Origin of the sequence: Thermogemmatispora sp. (assembly GCF_019683755.1) — a bacterium.
GTDB lineage: Bacteria > Chloroflexota > Ktedonobacteria > Ktedonobacterales > Ktedonobacteraceae > Thermogemmatispora.
The window spans coordinates 78399-95101 of record NZ_JADGHT010000001.1; the positions used below are offsets into that span (position 1 = coordinate 78399).

Below are 16703 nucleotides of genomic sequence, written 5' to 3' on the forward strand. Positions count from 1 at the left end.
CGGCGCCGAGCAGGTGGCAGGTAGAGCTAGGAGGCCGGAGCGCGGCCCTTCGTCAAGCGCACCAGCAGGCGTGTTTGGGCGCATCAATAGACCGCTTCGGCCAGTTTGCTCAGCAGCCAGGCAAGACCGTAGTAGACTGCCGCCAGCGCGGCAAGCAACGCCAGTGTTGCGAACATAAAGGGTGTATCGTACTGGTGCTGTCCTTGCAGAATGAGGCCCCCTAGCCCCTGATTGCCGCCGGCAACAAACTCGCCCACGAGGGCGCCGGTGATCGAAAGCGTCAGGCCGGTACGCACCGCTGCCATGATGGCGGGCAGTGCCAGGGGAAACTCAATAGCGGTCAGCAGCGACCAGCCGGCGGCCCCATCGACACGCGCTGCATCCAAAATGGAGCGATCGATCGTGCGCACACCCAGCGCAGTCGTGATCACCATTGGAAAGAGCACTACCAGCATACACAGAATGACGGTAGGAAGCAAGGTGTAACCCAGCCAAAGCACGAGAAAGGGCGCGATGACAATGGCGGGGATCGCCTGGCCAGCGGCCAGATAAGGCTGAACTGTGGCAGCGATCAGACGTGACTTGGCCAGGCCATAGCCCAGGGGAAGCCCGATGACCACCGCCAGCAGGAAGCCCAGCAGACTTTCCTGAATGGTGGCCAGAGCATTCAGCTCATAGAGGCCCGAGCTGAGACCATCCAGCAGGCGTTGCCAGACATCGGCAGGAGCTGGTAAAAAGAGCGGATTGATCCGCCAATAAGCGGTAGCGAGATACCAGAGGCCCAGAAGCACAGCGGCCACCAGCACGGGTGGCACTACATTCAAGGCACTGCTCCGTCGACGTGCCCTACTGGCTCCAGGCCTTGGCGCGCCGATCAGTGCCTTGAGTTGCTCATGCTCTTCTCCCTGGCCCTGGCGGTCCTGGTGAGGCAGCGTCAGCGGGAGTTGCTGGCTGCGAGAGGAAGAAGTGTCGATACCCATCATGGCCCTCGGTGATCTGTTCTCGTGACAACGCTGCTGCTTCTCCCATCCTGAGCCGCCGTATGCTCGGCAGCCGGAGCGGCTCCGACCAGAATTGGGGTCCTGCCCAGCAACGGCCTTGTTCTGCCAGGGAGATATCAGACAGCGACGCTGTCAGTTCAACCGACCCGGGGGGCATGTGAGGGAGATGCAGGAAGGCGCTGACGGAGAGCCTGATCGCATGCACTGCACCGCTTCAGGCGCGTCATGCTGGCAGCGAGCGAAGGATCAACTCATCCGTTTCGCGAGATACCAAGCCTTCTCCCATCCGGACTGTTACCGTCGGCTTCGGCCTCTCACCGAATCCATCGCCGGCGCCGACCATGCAAAATGGTCTTGGCTGTCAGCGCAACCTCTCTGGCTTAGCCAGCTCCAGTCTTGCACTGACATGTCTCACAAGCGCTCAGCGAGTCGCGGGCTCGGCAGCTCATGCGCGGCTGTGGCGTATGGCTGCCATACCGCCGGTCGGGAATTGCACCCTGCCCCGAAGGTCTTGTTTTTATCTTTGTCGATATTATGACACAGAGCGCAGGAGCGGTGCAAGAGGGAGCCGCTCTCTGCAGGAGAACAGGCCGCCGTGGACGATCGGCACTCGGTGAGCGGCTGCTCCGGTGGTCAGTCGCTCTCATTGGCTGCCGATCGTCCGCCGGGCCTGCCCGTGGACTTACCGGCCTGGGAGACGAGCCCCTCTGGTCTTCGCTTGCCTCTCTTCCAGAAGGACAAGCAACAGGCCACCCATGAGGCCCAGGTTTTTGGCAAACTGAATCTGCTGGGCCTGACGGGCCTGCGGATCGCTCTCTTGCCAGAACGGATGGCCCACGATGGTTGTGGGAACGAGCACGCCAAGCAGGATTGCGGCAGCCAGACGCGGCAACCAGCCCAGTGCCAGAGCCGTCCCAGCGACCACCATTGTGGCCCCGTTCAGGACAACCGCCCGCTCCGGCTGGGCGATTCCGAAGCGGGCTACTCGCGCCGGACGGTTCCCCGGGTTCAGGAAAGCATCAGCGCCGCCTTTAATGAAGATGAGGGATAGCAGCAAACGTGCCAGTGCTCGGATCATCAGCGTAATCGTGGTCTCCTCTTTTCTCTCACTGTAGCAGCAAACCTGCTCGGGCTCTGCATGGCCCCGCAAAGGCTCCGCTGCTCAAACGGGCCGAGCGGGCGCCACCAGCAGCCGCTCGACTTCTCCTCTACTCAACCTCGCCCAGGCGAGCACACAGTCAAGATGTCCGCCCGGCGAGAAACAGATCAGATGGCAGCTTGCTCTCCTCCTTTCTTCATTCTATGCTGTCGGGCTAGGGGATGCCAGCGTGCTGAGTGCGGACCACTTTCTTGCGCGGCTGCTCTGCATTTGCAGGAGGAGCGAGTGACGAAATATAATACTCACCCAGGAGGATGTATGGGCGCGGAACTACGGATTATCCCCGTCACAGGTATTGGCGAGATTACCCCAGGGAGCGACCTGGGGGTTATCATCTATACTGCCCTGCGAAACCAGGGGTTGACGCTCGTCGATGGCGATATCCTGGTCGTTACGCAGAAGATTGTGTCAAAAGCCGAGGGACGGCTGATCAGCCTGGAGGAGGTCACTCCCTCGGCCTTCGCCCGGACCATTGCCCACGAGACTGGTAAGGACCCCCGCCTGGTGGAGGTGATTCTGCGCGAAACACGACGGTTGGTGCGTATGGACCGCGGGGTCCTGATCTGCGAGACACATCACGGCTTTATCTGCGCTAATGCCGGCGTGGATGAATCCAACCTGGCTGATCAGCACCAGGTGAGCCTGCTACCGCGCGATCCTGATCACTCGGCGCACCTGCTGCGTGAGCAGCTTGTGCACCTGGCATCCGCCGATGAGTCTCAGCCGCTGCCAGAGGCGGAGAGGCCGCAACGGCTGGCGATCGTGATTACGGACACCTGGGGGCGTCCCTGGCGCAATGGCCAGGTCAACATGGCGATTGGCGTAGCTGGGCTGGCGCCGATTCGCGACTATCGAGGCGAGCCTGACGCCTATGGCCGTGAGCTGCGTGTCAGTGCCATTGCAGTGGCTGATGAGCTAGCAGCAGCCGCAGAGTTGGTCATGGGCAAGACCGCCGGTATTCCCGTTGCGCTGATTCGGGGCTACTCCTATCGCCCTGCCGTGGATGGAGTCAAGCCGCTGCTGCGGGATGCTGCCAGCGATCTCTTTCGTTAGTCGTCTATGAGATTCGGGCGAGTGGCCAGTATAGAGAGCCAAGCAGGATAGGCCAGAAAGGAATGGCCCGCGTGGCCAGGCGGCGCGCCGACTCTCTGGCGAGCGTGATCTGTTCTCCTGCCAGCTCTGGAGGAGGGGTACGCCGGCATCAGTTGGCCCTACGGCCCTACGCCATGCCAAGCCCATCCTCTACCAGAGCAGGCTGTGTGCCAAGTCCCAAGCAAAAGACTAGAGCGAACGAGCCGTGACAACCGCTTGTGAACGAGCTGTGACTTTTTCTCAGCGCGCAGGTGACCTGATGACGCTCCTGCGCAGCCGGCGTAGTGTCCGTGTCTTCCAAGAGCGTCCGGTCCCTGAGGCCCTGCTAGAGCAGGTACTAGAGGCGGCGCGCTGGGCGCCATCGCCGCATGGCCGGCAGCCCTGGCGCTTTGTCATCTTCAGCGATCGCGAGCGCAAGGAGCGCTTGATTGAGCGGATGAGTGCCGCCTGGGAGGCGCAGCTCCGCTTAGATCAGCAGCCCGAGGAAATCATTGCCCTGCGCCTAGAAAAATCGCGCCAGCGCATCCGCCAGGCTCCAGTGCTGATTCTTGCCTGCCTGTATCTGGAAGACCTGGACCGCTATCCTGATGCTGAGCGCCAGGAAAATGAGCGCATCATGGCGATCCAGAGTCTGGGGGCCGCTGTACAAAATATGCTATTGATGGCCTATGAGCTGGGCCTTGATACCGGATGGATGTGCGCGCCACTCTTCTGCCCCACAGTTGTCTGCGAGGCCCTTGAGCTGGACCGGCGCCTGCATCCACAGGCGCTGATTACTCTGGGCTACGCCGCCGCCGATCCCAAACGCCGGCCCCGTCTGCCCCTGGAGACTCTTGTCATTCGTCTCGATCGTCGGAGGAGTGGTGAGAGGGAAGAGGGAGATGTGTCATAAATCAGGTAGCCTGTCGCAACTGCATAGCAGTGTAAACAGGGCAATACACCAGAAGGGAGCAGCGAGAGAGCCATGATCGTCGTGCTCGCCGGTGGTGTCGGAGGTGCACGCTTTCTTCAAGGCGTCGTCCAGGTCGTTCCGCCAGCGGAGGTGACCGTGATCGTCAATACAGGAGACGATCGCGACTTCTACGGGCTGCGCGTCTCACCTGACGTCGACATTGTGATCTATACCCTGGCAGGCGTTGTAGACGAGCGCCACGGCTGGGGCATTCGCGGCGACACCTATCACGTGATGCAGCAGTTGACACGCTACGGTCACGAGGACTGGTTTCTGCTTGGAGATCGCGACCTGGCAACCCATATTCACCGCACGCTGCGTCTGCGCCAGGGACGCACGCCCAGCGAAATCACCGATGAGCTGCGCCGTCTCTTCGGGTTGACGCTGCGCATCCTGCCCATGAGCGATGACCCCGTAGCAACCCACATTCAGACCCCCGCCGGTCTGCTGCACTTTCAGGAATATATGGTCAAACGACGCTGCACGGATGAGGTCCAGGGCGTTGTCTTCGTGGGCCTCGAGCAAGCCCAGCCAGCTCCAGGCGTTCTTGAAGCCCTGCGGCAGGCTGAGGTTGTCCTGCTGGCTCCGAGTAATCCTATTGTAAGCATCGGCAGCATCCTGGCCCTGCCCGGCGTACGAGAAGCGCTGCGCACCACCCCGGCCACGGTGGCCGCCATCAGTCCCATCGTCGGCGGCGCCCCGATCAAGGGGCCGGCGGATAAACTGATGCGTGGTCTCGGACATGAGGTCTCGGCCCTGGGTGTGGCGCGTTGCTATGCTGACTTTTTAGACGTGATGGTTATTGACCAGCAAGACGCGGAGCTGGCAGTGGCTATCGAGGCCCTCGGCCCGCGTGTGCTGGTAACCGATACTATTATGCGCGACAACGAGGCTAAGGCCCGTCTGGCGCGCGAGGTGCTGCGTGTCTGCACGCACAGCGCCTAGTTCGAGGACATATCATGCGGGGATGGCGATAACTGTGGCAACACAAGCGCAGGAAGCGGAGCAAGGCAGCAGGTCCCTGGACCACTGCGGCGCATTGGTTCCCGTGAAAAGGCTCGCCGCCGCCAAAGGGCGATTGGCGAGCCACCTGACACCTTCCCAGCGCGCCCGACTGGTGCTCGCCATGCTCCACCACGTTGTGGTCACGCTGCAGGCGAGCGGCATGCTTACCAGAATTGTTGTGGTCAGTGCGGACGAGCACGTGCGGGCCTGTGCAACCGCCTGGGGCGCCGAGGGCTGGCCCGAGGAGCAACCGGGCCATAATGGGGCGCTCGAGGCCGCCGCCCGACGGCTGCAGGCCGAGGGAGTCACGGCCCTGCTGACAATCTCTGCTGACCTGCCACTCCTGCAAGTTGAAGAGGTTAAGGCCCTGCTAGAGCAGGCGCAGCGCTATCCGGTGGTGTTGGCGCCGGCCCATGATGGCCAGGGCACCAATGCCCTGCTGCAGCGACCACCCCGGCTGCTGCCCTATCTGTTTGGAGAAAGCAGCCTGCAACGCTACAGGGAAGCCGCTCAGCTACGCCACCTTCCCTATACTCGCTATGAGAGTCCTGGGCTGGCTCTCGATATCGATACCGTGGAGGACCTGCAGCGGTCGGGCCTGGCCGAGAGCTGGGAGGCCGCGCGGCTCTCGCACTGTCTCAGGGAGATGACATCATGCCAGTCGTTGGATATTCGGCAGCACTAGAGCAATTCCATCCGAGTGATCTCCTGCGCTGGTGCCAGGAGGCTGAAGAAGCGGGCTTTGGCGGCGTGATGGCAGCCGACCACTTCCACCCCTGGACGCCGACCCAGGGGCACAGTCCTTTCGTCTGGTCCTGGATGGGAGCCCTTGGGCTTGCGACCAGGAAGCTGACCTTTGGCCCGGGCGTGACCTGCGCTTCCTACCGATACCATCCAGCCATCATTGCCCAGGCCGCCGCCACCCTGGCGGCCATGTATCCAGGGCGCTTCTGGCTGGGGATCGGTACTGGCGAAGCCCTCAATGAGCATATCGTTGGTGGTGAGTGGCCCGAAGCGCCTATCCGCCTGGAGCGCATGATCGAGTCCATCGAGATCATCAAGCTGCTCTTCAGCGGCAAAAAGGTGCGCTACAGTGGCAAACACCTGCGCATGGAAAGCGCCCGCCTCTACACACGCCCAGAGACACCACCACCCATTCTGGTCGCAGCCTCTGGCCCCAAGGCGGCGGAGACCGCCGGGCGTCTAGGTGATGGTCTTATCACGCCAGCCGCACCACCCGAGAAGCTCAAGATGTTGTTGGAGCGCTTTGAGAAAGGAGCACGTGAGGCCGGCAAAGATCCGAGTACCATGCCGCGTCTGCTTCAACTGCATGTCTCCTGGGCACCGACCTATGAGGAGGCCGTCAACAATGCCCTCAAGGAATGGCCTAATGGCGGCATCAAGGCCCCTAAGCAAGACATCCGTTCCCCTGAGGACTTTGAAGCCTTCGCCCAACTGGTGCGCCCGGAAGACTTCCAGGGCCGCGTCTTGATCTCACCTGACCTGGAGGAGCACCGGCGCCATATCCAGAGCTTCTTCGATCTTGGCTTTGATGAGGTGCATGTCCATAACGTGGGGCGCGACCAGAGCCGCTTTATCCGAGCTTATGGCGAGGCAGTGATTCCAGCGCTCCATCAGCCAGCCTCAGCCTCGCCCGCGCAGGCTGCCCCTCAGCAGCCGACTCTCTAGCTCCAGCGCCAGGGCGCTGGTCAGCCGTCCCTCTCTGTCGGCCGGTCAGCTCTTGACAGAGCACAAGGGCACCTGAGTGAAGAGCCTGGCTTCTCGCTCCCTGTCTGGCCCGCCTCGCCAGAGAGATCAGGGCCGAGGAGCCGAACCCACTTCGGAGAACGATAGAAGAGAAGCACGAGAGCAGAGAAAAGGAGGAATCCTGAGCCATGCCAGCACTCTCGGAGCGTGCACGCGCTTTCCTGCAGGAGAAGCCCCGCTTTGGAGTACTGGGGACGGTGAACGCAGACGGCTCACCACATCTCACCACCATGTGGTTTATGCTCGATGGGGATGAGATCCTCATGAATACAAAGGTGGGACGCGTCAAGGAGCGTAATATGCGCCGCGATCCGCGAGTATCACTGTGTGTAGAAGACGGCTATCGCTATGTGACGATCAGCGGTCGCGTGCGTCTCATCGATGACCCAACGGTGGCCCAGGCCGACATCTACCGCCTGGCACGGCATTACGATGGCGAAGAGGCCGCCCGCCTGCAGATGGAGCGTTTCAGCCGAGAGCAGCGTGTCACTGTGCGGCTCACCTGTGAGCAAGTCGTCGAACATTTCTGAGAGGTAGCCCCGCCGGCCAAGGAAGAAAGAACAGACACGGAGAGGCCAGGCAGGGATGGGCGCGCAGAACCCTCCTCCTGGCCCCCCGTGTGGCATGGTAGGGAGGCGGTGCCTTCAGGCACCGGCCATCAGGAATGCCTCACGAAGAGGCCTCCGTAGCCGAGGCAGCCGGGGTAGCCACCTCGACAGCCGGGGGTGTTTCGGGACGCATGGCGGGCTGCTCGCCGCGCTGGCGCGGGCGCCAGACGCGCACATACTCGGCCAGGAAGTAGGACCCGATGACCAGAATGGCCGCCAATGCCTGAGCCACCAGCCCCTCAACATTGGGGAAGACCGCGAACCAGAGACCCATCCAGTCGGGAATGGGCAAGGGAACGGGGGTAGTACTGAGCCAGCCAGCAAGCTGCATTTCCTGGACGCTCTCGCCCACCATCACAATGAGCACCACACCCAGCATCACGCCCGTGAGCACCAGCATCCGCTTGTACGGCAGACGATGGTGAGCCACAAACGTCAGTGCACCAACGGTCGCCGTGAAGGCCAGGCCAATCAGAACACCAATGAGCACGATTTCTGAGCCGACCTGCATGCGCAGGTTCTGTAAGAAGAGCACGACCTCAAAGCCTTCACGATAGACCGAGGTGAAGCCCAAAACCACCATGCCCCAGACAATGCGTGCCTCCTCATCCTCCCCCAGGCTCAGCAGACTGCGCCGTCGACGGTTGTGGAAAGAGATCCAGCCGGTCCAATAGACGCGGTGGAAGAACCAGTTCATGATGATCAGCAGCACAATAACCGCCAGCAGACCGGTGGCCGCCTGGATGTGCAGCTCAGGGGCGTTGACGTTGCTCAAGATGCCAACGACGACGAACCAGGTGATGAGAGTGGCCAGGAGGGCCAAACCAGCGCCAACAGCAATGGGGCGGCGATACTTCTCATGCTTCCCCATCATGCTGGCCGTGACCGCCGCCAGCACCAGGATGGTTTCCAGTCCCTCACGGAACACTAACAGGCCAGTGTCTAAAATAGCAGCTCCCGGACTCAGGTGCGGAACAGTGGGGTCGGGATTGCCTTCCGCGGTGATCCCCTGCCAGACAAGGGCCGCAACGACCACCACGCCGGCCACCAGGAGCACTACACGTGTGATCCGCTGTAGAAGGCTTCCAGTAAAGTAGGCTTGGACGTACCTCACTCCAGCAAGTCCTTTCGTCAGTCTACCCAGTTGTGACCTACCTCGTGTTGTCGATCCGCTACGCGCTCTCGATATTAGGGCAGGCTAATATCTTAGTGTTGCACTCGGATATTAGCATGGCCTAATCAATTTTGTCAAGGGGCAGATCGGCTTTCTTGACGCTGCTCCGCACCATTACCGAGGTATGCATTAAAAATCCGTTAAAATTGAAGGCCACGCACCGTCTCCATATATTCGAATTGACATATTCATCTCCTCTTTTCTAAACTGAAAAGTGTTCTGAGCCAAAGCTGTGCATCCTTGAGGAGAAGCGGGGGAGTGCCTGGCAAGAAAGGAGCAAGGCAGAAAACTATGCCCTGGTGGCTTTTGTGACACAAACTGGCGCTGCCGCCAGCGGTCCCTGTGCCGGCCTGGGGACCGCCAGCACCCGAGGCGCCCACCTTTGTCTGTCTGGAAGCTTCGCTCAGTGAGCCTGAGTGGTAGCGCAAACGGCGCTCTCCAGGTGAGACGAACAGCTCTCTATCCCGCCCAAGGATTTGAAGGAGGTCAATCGGCTCGGCTTTTAGCATGACGTAGTCGTAGTGTGTGTGAGTCGTCCTACGAAGAGACTCTCTGGCCTCACTGCATCATCCGCGCCAGATTCTCGATGCGAGTTGTGCCGGGCGATCGCTTGGCCACCTGGCTAGCAGTCGTTAAGGAGCTGATGCGAGTGACTGCCTGGGGTGTGCCGAGGATTGGATACAGAGGGGACCGGGAAGAGCGGTAGGTTGTCCTCTGTTTTGAGTGGAAGAAGCAATACAGGAGTCATACCCTGGGGGGGCTTTGTCCTCTGGCGTTTTGCTCGCGCGTCTCGCTCTCGCCCGTCGAGACGGGCCATAGGCGGGCAAGTGGGAGAGGCAAGGAGAAGAGGCAGATGCCGGAGATAGCTTCTCAGAGGGAAGGAGAAGGACAAGCATGACAAAAACCCAATCTGGCCCAATTAAGACCCTGCATTTGAGTGTAAGCCGAGAGCGACGTGTGCGAAAGGAGGAACCATGCCCTGGTGGTTCTTTAAGCATGGAGGGGGGAGTGAGCCAGCGCCGGGAGATGAGTCAATGCCTGCTGCAGGAGAGCTGATCAGTGGCCCTTTGAGGGAGAGAGGGCCTGCTGCTGAGTCCACCTTGCCTTATCCATTGCCTTTGCCCAAGGACATGCGGGAGATTGATCGCCTAGACCTTCAGCACTATGCTCTGCGAGCGGTCCTGCGGGCCAACTATCTGGCACCAGTGAGCAAGCCGCGCCGCATTCTTGACGCGGGGTGTGGCACAGGCCTCTGGGCCTATGAACTCTGTCAGGAATTCCCCCAAGCGCTGGTAGTCGGCCTGGATATCGAACAGATCAAGCAAGCTACTTCGCCGCCAGCCAATTTCCGATTTGTGCGCGCCAACCTCCTGGATGGCCTGCCCTTTGCAAACGACAGCTTTGACTTCGTGCATCAGCGTCTCATGGCGCTCTCCCTGCCTATCACCTGCTGGCCGGTGCTCGTCAGGGACCTTGCGCGCGTCACGGCCCCTGGGGGCTGGATTGAACTCGTTGAAGGAGGGCCAGACGTGGCCCCTGCTGGTCCAGCTACACAAGAGGTCTTTACTCTCATCGGCCAATATCTTGCCAGCCGCGGTCTCGATGGTCATGGAACGATTGCCCATTCGCTGGGGAGCTACCTGGAAGATGCCGGCCTAAGCGCTATTCAGCAACATGTCGTTGCCGTGCCGATGGGCGAGTGGGGGGGACCTCTTGGGCGGCTCGTCGCCCTGGATCTCCGAGAAACCTTTGTGGCACTCAGTGAGCGTGTCAGTCAGCGCTTCCAGATCCCGCGAGAAGCCTTTGAGGCCCTGCTCCAAACTATGCAACGCGAATGTAATGAGCTGCACACTAGCTATCACTTCAGCGTGGCCTACGGGCAAAAGCGCTAGCTCGCTAGCTCGCTAGCTCGCTCGCTCACGCAGCGATGGCCAAACGGGAGGCCAAGCGAGGGCGGCTGATGGTCCAAGCAGGCAGGACCTGCTACCGGCAAACGTGCCTTCGCTCTCGCCCCCGCGGGGGTCCATCCTTCTTTAGCTTGTCTGAGGCCAGCGAGAGATTGACGAAGCGCCCGCCGTTGGCTCTGCCCGGTAGCTAATCCAAAGAGCGTCAGCGGTCGTGTGCACCGCCACAGTACAGTAGCGAAAGCCAGAAGGCAAGCCCGTGGGAGCAGGCTGGCGAGTCAGCAGCTCATTGAGGCGCGTCTCTAAGGGAAGGGCCAGCCAGGTTAGCGGTAATCCCCCCAAATCAGCATGCAGCAGATGAACTTGCAAATGACAGGCTGAGGCCAGCGGCTGAAGCTGCAAGGTGAATGGACGGGTAACGGAGACGCCGAGTAGGGTAAGCGTCTCGTCGCCCGTGACGTCGACCAGGGCGCCTGGTTGGAGAATCACACGCACGTTACTAGCCTGGCCCGGTAAGCCAACCTGGGGTAAACTGCGCGTCACAAGCGCCGTCAGATAGGTTGAAGACAATTGTAATACCACATCGCTCTGACCAGCAGGAGGAGAGGAAAGCGGAGGCCGATCAGTACCCAGCATGAGGAGCATTACAAGCAAAAGGGCAAGCGCGCCGCTGGCGCCGCTGAGCATCCCCAGCAGAAACGTTCCCAGGGGAAGCCAGCGCCGAACCCGTCCTTGAGCAGGGGTCGGGGATCGGAGGGGCTGCGACCACCCCGCTTCCAGTGCCGACGGGGAAAATACGGGAGGCAGGGAAGTAGTCAGCCGTCGAGTCGGACGCGCTCCCGGGAGGGGAGGGGAAGCTGTCTCGGTTGACTGCCAGCTTGGCAGCTCAGCGGGGTCACTGACTGACATGCGCTCAGTGAGGTCGGCAAGGTCATCGCTGCTAGTAGGAAGGGTAGGAAAAGAGACCTCGGGAGCCGGGTCTGTTCCATCGTGATCATTGAGATTATCATCGGTGAACCAGGGCATAGCTGGAAGCACTCCTTACCTTCACAAGCAAACCTGCTGTGTATCATAGCTGTTTGGCCCCAAGTCTACAAGGGGCTTTCTTTTTGGGCAGATCGCACAAAAGAGAGCGCCTTGCTTTCAGACAAAGTGCCCGTAGTCTCAGCAGCAAGGGGGGACGTATCATAGAAGCAAGTAGGGGAGCTGAGCCTCGCCTGATAACCAGAGAGAGAGCGGGAACGGAAGAGAGCAGTGTGGACAGGAGCGAGGCCGCTACCCGAAGGCGTTGCTGAGCAAACGGCACGCTAGCAGTCATCTGTTCAGCAGAATAAAAGCAGAGCGACGAGCAGTCAGAAGTCAAGAGCACGGAGTGGCAACGAGAGCCGAAGGCGTGTCCGGCAAAGAGGCTGGGGAGAGACCAGTAAAGAGGAGAGTTCAACGGCATGACACCTGAAGAAGTTCTGCAATTTGCCAAGGAGCGCGGTGCCAAGATGGTAGACTTCAAATTTGTAGATCTACCGGGCACCTGGCAGCATTTCAGCGTTCCGTTGCACGAGCTGGATGAGGAGACGTTCGTCGAGGGGAAGTATTTTGACGGGTCGAGCATCCGCGGCTTCCAGACCATCGACGACAGCGACATGCTGGTAATCCCCGATCCAGATACCGCGTTCATGGACCCCTTTACCAGCGTCCCCACGCTGAGCCTCATCTGCACTGTTGCCCACCCAGGGCCGGGCGCGCACAAGCAGCCGTACACCCGCGATCCGCGGACAATCGCACGCAAGGCGGAGGAATATCTGCGCTCGTCCGGGATCGCCGACGTGAGCTACTTTGGCCCTGAGGCCGAGTTCTTCGTGTTTGACAATGTGCGCTTTACCTCGACCCAGAATGTACAGTATGCCGAGGTCGATTCGGATGAGGCGCACTGGAATAATGGCCGCAACGGCGGCGTCAACCTGGGCCATCGCCTGCGCCCCAAGGAGGGCTACTTCCCTGTGCCTCCCAGCGATACGCTGCAGGATCTGCGCAGCGAAATGGTACTGACGCTGGAGGAGCTGGGCATTCCAGTTGAGGCCCAGCACCATGAAGTCGGCGGCGCCGGTCAATGCGAGATCGATATTCGCTATAATACGCTGGTCAAGACCGCCGATAACCTGATGATCTACAAGTATGTGGTGAAGAATACAGCGCGCAAGCATGGAAAGACGGCGACCTTCATGCCGAAGCCGATCTTCGGTGATAATGGCTCTGGTATGCACGTCCATCAGAGCCTGTGGAAGGATGAGCGCCCGCTCTTCTATGACCCCGAGGGCTATGCTGGCCTCTCCCAGACGGCGCGCTACTATATCGGCGGCCTGTTGATGCACGCCCCCGCGTTGCTGGCGATCGCCGCCTCGACTACCAACAGCTACAAGCGGCTGGTGCCCGGCTTCGAGGCCCCGGTTAATCTCGTCTTCTCGAAGGCCAACCGCAGCGCCGCTGTGCGCATCCCCAATACAGATTGTCCATCCGCGAAGCGGATTGAGTTCCGTCCGCCCGATCCGACGGCCAATCCTTATCTGACCTTCGCTGCTCTGCTGATGGCTGGCCTCGACGGTATCCGCCGCAAGATCGAACCCAGCGAGCACGGCTTCGGACCGATCGATCGTGACCTGTACCACCTGCCCCCGGAGGAGCTGCGTGAGATCGGCTCGGTTCCGGGCTCGCTGGAGGAGGCTCTCAACGCTCTAGAGGCCGATCATGCGTTCCTGTTGGAGGGAGGCGTCTTCACGACTGACGTGCTTGAACACTATATTGAATTGAAGCGCGCTCAGGTCAACGAGGTGCGCATGCGCCCCGTGCCGATTGAATTCGCCCTCTACTACGACGCCTGATCCTTCTGAGCTGATCGTACGCACGAGCCAGTAGCCCCAGGGAGACGGGTCAAGGCCGTGTCCAGCCAACCAATCGGCTGCCCGAGAGGGGAGGACACGCTTGGCCCCTGACTGAGTCCCCCTGGGGCTCTTTGTCTTGCTGCTGGCTCTCTCGGGCTTGCCCTCACCTGCTCGCTCGTCGGCTGGCTCGCTTTGGCTTCCCCTCGCCACCGCCGCTCGCTGGCTACATGAGGCAGAGCGGTGACAGTTGTGCTCGACTGGTCAGGTAGCTCATCTGGCTGGTTGGCTAGCGCTGCGCTGGCGGTGATATAATAGGATGTCTATCCTACCCACGCGGTACGATGCCATCCTCGCTCTGTCTGGAGAGGCGCTCTATGGACCCGCTTGTTGACAGTTATGGCCGGCGCATTCGCAATCTGCGCATCTCGATCACAGATAAGTGTAACTTCCGCTGTACGTATTGTATGCCTGCCGAGGGGCTGCCGTGGCTCAAGAAGGCAGAGATTCTGACCTATGAAGAGATTGAGCGGCTGGCCCGTCTGGCAGTGCGCATGGGCATTGAGCAGATCCGTTTGACCGGCGGCGAGCCGCTGGTACGCCGCGATGTCCCCGAACTGGTGCGCAAACTTCGCCAGATCGAGGGACTGCGCAGCCTCAGCCTGACTACCAATGGCGTCCTGCTCAAGCAGTTGGCTGGTCCGCTCGCCGAAGCCGGCCTGACGCGCATTAATGTCAGCCTCGATTCGTTGGTACGAGAGAAATTCGCTCGCTTGACGCGTCGCGATCAGCTCGAACGCGTACTGGAGGGCCTGGAGGAGCTGGAGAAGTATCCTTCCATCCGCCCGATTAAGATCAATGCGGTAGCGATGCGTGGTTTCACGGAGGAGGAAGTGCTTGATTTCGTACGCTTGGCACGGCGTAAGGGCTATGTGGTGCGCTGGATCGAGTTCATGCCTCTCGATGCCGACCAGATTTGGCGCAAGGAGGATATTCTGACCGGCGCCGAGATTAAGGCGATCATTGAGGCCGAGTATGGCCCGCTGGTGCCGATTCAGGGCGATCCATCAGAGACCGCCCGGCGCTATACTTTCAGCGATGGCATCGGTGAGGTAGGCTTTATTAATCCTGTCAGCGAGCCGTTCTGCTCCACCTGCGACCGGATTCGCCTGACGGCTGATGGTCAGTTGCGCACGTGTCTCTTTGCCACCGAGGAGACCGATCTACGGACACCCCTCCGCTCGGGGGCTTCCGATGAGGAGCTGATGGCTATTATCCGCCGCGCCGTTTGGCACAAGGAGCTGAAGCACTATATTGGCGATACACGTTTCAAGAGAGCTAACCGCACGATGTCCATGATTGGCGGTTAAACATCCCTCTTCCTTCTATATCAGGAATACTGCCCGCATATGCTCGGCGTGTTACCTCACAGGGGGATGTTCGTCTCTCTAAATAAATAGGCAAATCGACATGGTATGTCTTCGAGTGCTGATCATGCGAGATTAGCTCCTTTTTATTGCTTGCCGGTATTGGGCAGAGGAGGGAAGGTGACACAGCCACAGTTGAAGTGGAGCCTGTGGGGTTCTGGCCGGCAAGGCCATCATGGGAGCAGGAGAATACTCGAAGCAGCCAGGAAGGAGGCTCTGTGGAACACGAAGCTATTGATTTACTCACGGTGCGTGAGGTGGCCCGCCAACTGCGGGTCGATGATACAACGGTGAGGCGCTGGATTAAAACCGGCGTACTGGAGGCCATTACTTTGCCTCACCGTGGCCGGCGCCAGGCGTATCGCATCCGCCGTGCGACGCTGGAGGCCATGCTGGCGACGCCGCCGGTTTCATCACCCCCCGCTTCTGCCCCCCGTGACCGCGAGTGAGTGAGTAGACGAGCGGCAGCCCAAGAAGGGGAGACGCGCAGCTCCCTGGCTCTCACTGCCCCCCTCTTCGCAGGATGTGGTAGACTGTTGGCACCTGCTATCTGTGCCCTGGCGTCCAGCGGCAAGCAGCTAGACTGGCTGCAGGAAGTGGCTAGTGTTGCCGCAGGAGGTAGGTGGTTTGCGCCTGCTGCCCGCAAGGTCGTGATCTGGCGCTGCCTTGTGGATCGCTGCGGTTCCTGACAGGAGCTGCAGGCTGAGGCAGAGAGAAAGGCGCCGACACAGGGGCGCTCAGCAGGATAGCATAGGTCTGGCAGGTTGCAACCTGGAAAAGAGGAGAGTGATCTACGCGATGACACAGCGATCCGCTGAGGAGCTGTTTCATGAGCTGCAGGGTCAGATGGAGGCGGGCTTTGCGGCTATCCATGTCCCAGTCCAGCACTCCCCCGCCGGCGTTCCCTACTTGACTGCCCCGGGGGTAGTGTTGCTGGCACGTCCGCAAACGAACCTGCAGGGTTTGGCTCCCTTCCTAGAGGGCTTTGATCCTGCCTATCGCTTCAGCGAGTATGTGCACGATCCCACCGTCTTGCCCGACGGAGCCCAGCTCTGCAAGGTAGCGGGGCAGACCTGCTATCTGAGCTTTGGCCCGCGGCGCACGCTCAACGCTCAGGCGGGCCGTTATTTCGATCACCTGAAGGCATCGCGTCATGGCTCGGTGCTGGAACACGCTACCTTTAGTTTCTTTGTCTACGGCGTCTCGCGCAGCCTGACGCATGAGCTGATCCGCCATCGGGCTGGCTTCAGCTATTCGCAGACCAGCCAGCGTTTTGTCGATGGTCGGACCCTGCGCTTTGTGGAGCGTCCAGAGTACCGTCAGGACGAGCATTTGCATCGTCTCTTTTTACAGCGTATTGAGCGTGCCGCAACGGAATATGCTGAATTGAGCGAGTATCTGCTGACTCGCCAGCAGGCCGGTGATCCCTTATTGAGCGCGGAAGCACGTACTGATCTGCGTAAGCGGGTGCAGCAGTGCTCACGCTCACTGCTGCCCAATGAGACGGAAGCGCCATTAGTGGTGACGGCCAATGCGAGAGCCTGGCGCCACGTGATCGAGGAGCGTACTGCCCCGCATGCCGAAATTGAGATTCGGGAGCTGTTCGTCCGTATCTTTGTCTGTCTAGCTCTAGTCGATCCGATCCTCTTTGGAGATTACACGCTGGAGCGCTTGCCCGACGGCACCTATAGCGTGCGCACCCCCTATGAGAAGGTCTAATCGTGTGAGCGAGGCAAGGGCC

15 protein-coding genes and 1 riboswitch are annotated in these 16703 nt (G+C 60.4%); of the genes, 11 read left to right on the forward strand and 4 right to left on the reverse strand.

From position 1 onward, the window contains the following. Positions 1 to 83 precede the first annotated feature (83 nt). Together IRZ24_RS00275 and IRZ24_RS00280 are read right to left on the reverse strand one after the other, a co-directional pair. Positions 84 to 983, reverse strand: coding sequence for an ABC transporter permease (locus tag IRZ24_RS00275; RefSeq protein WP_297159373.1), 900 nt, complete (start codon positions 981 to 983; stop codon positions 84 to 86). Positions 984 to 1271: 288 nt separating this feature from the next. Then, positions 1272 to 1515, reverse strand: a riboswitch (FMN riboswitch). Positions 1516 to 1683: 168 nt separating this feature from the next. Then, on the reverse strand, positions 1684 to 2151 hold the full coding sequence (locus IRZ24_RS00280; RefSeq protein ID WP_297159375.1) for a DoxX family protein: 468 nt from the start codon (positions 2149 to 2151) through the stop codon (positions 1684 to 1686). A 267-nt stretch (positions 2152 to 2418) separates the two neighbouring features. On the opposite strand from IRZ24_RS00280, the gene cofE reads away from it, so the two are divergent. From cofE to IRZ24_RS00310, 6 genes are all read left to right on the forward strand, one after another. Continuing rightward, positions 2419 to 3213 (forward strand): coenzyme F420-0:L-glutamate ligase, encoded by a 795-nt coding sequence (gene cofE, locus IRZ24_RS00285; RefSeq protein ID WP_297159376.1) that lies wholly within the window; start codon positions 2419 to 2421, stop codon positions 3211 to 3213. A 268-nt stretch (positions 3214 to 3481) separates the two neighbouring features. Next, positions 3482 to 4144: a nitroreductase family protein gene (locus IRZ24_RS00290; protein WP_297159377.1), complete on the forward strand. Its 663-nt coding sequence runs from the start codon at positions 3482 to 3484 to the stop codon at positions 4142 to 4144. A 72-nt stretch (positions 4145 to 4216) separates the two neighbouring features. After that, positions 4217 to 5149 carry a 2-phospho-L-lactate transferase gene (gene cofD, locus IRZ24_RS00295; RefSeq protein WP_297159379.1) on the forward strand — a complete coding sequence of 311 codons (933 nt, stop codon included), beginning with the start codon at positions 4217 to 4219 and terminating at the stop codon, positions 5147 to 5149. Positions 5150 to 5183: 34 nt separating this feature from the next. Continuing rightward, a complete protein-coding gene (cofC, locus tag IRZ24_RS00300; RefSeq protein WP_297159380.1) occupies positions 5184 to 5894 on the forward strand; it encodes a 2-phospho-L-lactate guanylyltransferase in 711 nt (236 codons plus the stop codon). Further along, positions 5864 to 6898, forward strand: coding sequence for a TIGR03557 family F420-dependent LLM class oxidoreductase (locus IRZ24_RS00305; protein WP_297159381.1), 1035 nt, complete (start codon positions 5864 to 5866; stop codon positions 6896 to 6898). The genes cofC and IRZ24_RS00305 overlap by 31 nt, the downstream gene beginning before the upstream one ends. A 206-nt stretch (positions 6899 to 7104) precedes the next feature. Beyond that, positions 7105 to 7506 carry a PPOX class F420-dependent oxidoreductase gene (locus IRZ24_RS00310; protein ID WP_297159382.1) on the forward strand — a complete coding sequence of 134 codons (402 nt, stop codon included), beginning with the start codon at positions 7105 to 7107 and terminating at the stop codon, positions 7504 to 7506. Positions 7507 to 7645: 139 nt separating this feature from the next. Here the strand turns inward: IRZ24_RS00310 and IRZ24_RS00315 are convergent, their stop codons facing one another. Continuing rightward, on the reverse strand, positions 7646 to 8698 hold the full coding sequence (locus IRZ24_RS00315) for an FTR1 family protein (RefSeq protein ID WP_297159384.1): 1053 nt from the start codon (positions 8696 to 8698) through the stop codon (positions 7646 to 7648). 1034 nt (positions 8699 to 9732) lie between these two features. Here IRZ24_RS00315 and IRZ24_RS00320 point away from each other — a divergent pair. Further along, a complete protein-coding gene (locus tag IRZ24_RS00320; protein ID WP_297159385.1) occupies positions 9733 to 10650 on the forward strand; it encodes a methyltransferase domain-containing protein in 918 nt (305 codons plus the stop codon). Between the two features lie 141 nt (positions 10651 to 10791). Here IRZ24_RS00320 and IRZ24_RS00325 read toward each other — a convergent pair whose 3' ends face one another. Next, a complete protein-coding gene (locus tag IRZ24_RS00325; RefSeq protein ID WP_297159388.1) occupies positions 10792 to 11688 on the reverse strand; it encodes a hypothetical protein in 897 nt (298 codons plus the stop codon). Between the two features lie 419 nt (positions 11689 to 12107). On the opposite strand from IRZ24_RS00325, the gene glnA reads away from it, so the two are divergent. From glnA to thyX, 4 genes are all read left to right on the forward strand, one after another. Further along, entirely contained in the window at positions 12108 to 13538 is a 1431-nt protein-coding gene (glnA, locus tag IRZ24_RS00330; protein WP_297159391.1) for a type I glutamate--ammonia ligase, read from the forward strand. 374 nt (positions 13539 to 13912) lie between these two features. Next, positions 13913 to 14905, forward strand: coding sequence for a GTP 3',8-cyclase MoaA (moaA, locus tag IRZ24_RS00335; RefSeq protein ID WP_297159395.1), 993 nt, complete (start codon positions 13913 to 13915; stop codon positions 14903 to 14905). Between the two features lie 275 nt (positions 14906 to 15180). Next, positions 15181 to 15411: a helix-turn-helix domain-containing protein gene (locus IRZ24_RS00340; RefSeq protein WP_297159396.1), complete on the forward strand. Its 231-nt coding sequence runs from the start codon at positions 15181 to 15183 to the stop codon at positions 15409 to 15411. A 349-nt stretch (positions 15412 to 15760) separates the two neighbouring features. Continuing rightward, on the forward strand, positions 15761 to 16681 hold the full coding sequence (thyX, locus tag IRZ24_RS00345; RefSeq protein WP_297159398.1) for an FAD-dependent thymidylate synthase: 921 nt from the start codon (positions 15761 to 15763) through the stop codon (positions 16679 to 16681). Positions 16682 to 16703: the final 22 nt, after the last annotated feature.